The sequence below is a fragment of the Nocardiopsis lucentensis DSM 44048 genome (assembly GCF_000341125.1).
Lineage (GTDB): Bacteria > Actinomycetota > Actinomycetes > Streptosporangiales > Streptosporangiaceae > Nocardiopsis > Nocardiopsis lucentensis.
In genome coordinates, this window is sequence record NZ_ANBC01000410.1 from 1 (window position 1) to 489 (window position 489).

At 72.4% G+C, this 489-nt stretch carries 1 protein-coding gene; it reads right to left on the minus strand.

The window, feature by feature from the left end; all coding sequences use genetic code 11:
- Positions 1–154: 154 nt before the first annotated feature.
- Positions 155–489: hypothetical protein (locus D471_RS0114145; protein WP_206538943.1), on the minus strand; the 335-nt coding region annotated here is incomplete at its 5' end.

Consider the following 489-nt stretch of genomic DNA (forward strand, 5'->3'; position numbering starts at 1 on the left):
GCCTGCTCGGCGCAGGAGACACAGGCGGGCGCGTCGTCGCCCGACGGTCGGGCGCACAGGTCGCACGAGTAGTGGTGGTTCATCTCATCCCCCGGGTGGTCGTGGTGGTCGGGTGGGTCTGGGCGAAATCGTCGTCCGCGACGCCCCTGGGTGGTCATGCGGTCAGGCGGTGCGCGGAGGTCGGCGGGTGGGCTGGCAGGCCGAGGCGGGTGCGCATCCTCTGGACTCCGCTGGTGCCGATGTCGAGGTGGGAGGCGATACGGCTGTCGCTGTAGCCCTTCTTATGGAGGCGGCGGAGTACCTGCTCGCGCTCGGCTTGGGTGAGGCGGGCGGGCGGCTCTCCCATCACGGCCCGCTCGACGGCGATGGCGTCGATGTCGACCGAGTAGCGCTCGAGGCCGCCGGTGCGGCGGAGGCGCTGGGCGTGCATGGAGCAACAGCCGCGCGAGTTGTGCGGACGGGGGCAGCCGTCCACCTGGCAGCCGGGGG